The following is a 539-nucleotide window of genomic DNA, read 5'->3' on the forward strand; positions in this document are numbered from 1 at the left end:
GTCGCGCTCATCCTGCTGCCCATCGTGATGATCGCCTGCGGCACGGTCGGCACCCTCGTGACCGTCGAGGGCTCCACGGCCGCGAGCGTGCTGTCGTTCATCGGGGCCCCCGCCCTCGCCCTCCTGGTCGCGACCCTCGCCGCCATGTACCTGCTGGGCACCATGTACGGCTGGGGGCGTCAGCAGATCAGCGAGGTCATGGACGGCGCTCTCGGTCCCGCCGCGATCGTCATCCTGGTCACCGGTGCCGGCGGCGTGTTCGCCGAAGTGCTCACCGAGACCGGGGTGGGCGATGCCGTCTCGGGTCTGCTGCTGGACGCCGGCGTGCCGATCCTGCTGCTGGCCTTCCTGCTCGCCCTGGCCTTCAAGGTCGCCCAGGGGTCCGGGACCGTCGCCACCCTCTCCGCTGCCGGGATCGTCCAGGGCACCGTCGCGACGGGCGACTTCACGAGCCTCCAGACCGCGCTGATCATCCTGGCCATCGGACTGGGCTCGGTGTCGCTCTCGCACATCAACGACTCGGGATTCTGGATCGCCAC

At 70.1% G+C, this 539-nt stretch carries 1 protein-coding gene; it reads left to right on the plus strand.

Annotation, left to right across the window (positions count from 1 at the left end; genetic code table 11):
* The coding region (locus ABD879_RS32825; RefSeq protein ID WP_486303750.1) for a GntT/GntP/DsdX family permease at positions 1-539 on the plus strand (539 nt) is incomplete at both ends.

Source organism: Actinomadura keratinilytica, from assembly GCF_039539665.1.
Classification (GTDB): Bacteria; Actinomycetota; Actinomycetes; order Streptosporangiales; family Streptosporangiaceae; genus Spirillospora; species Spirillospora keratinilytica.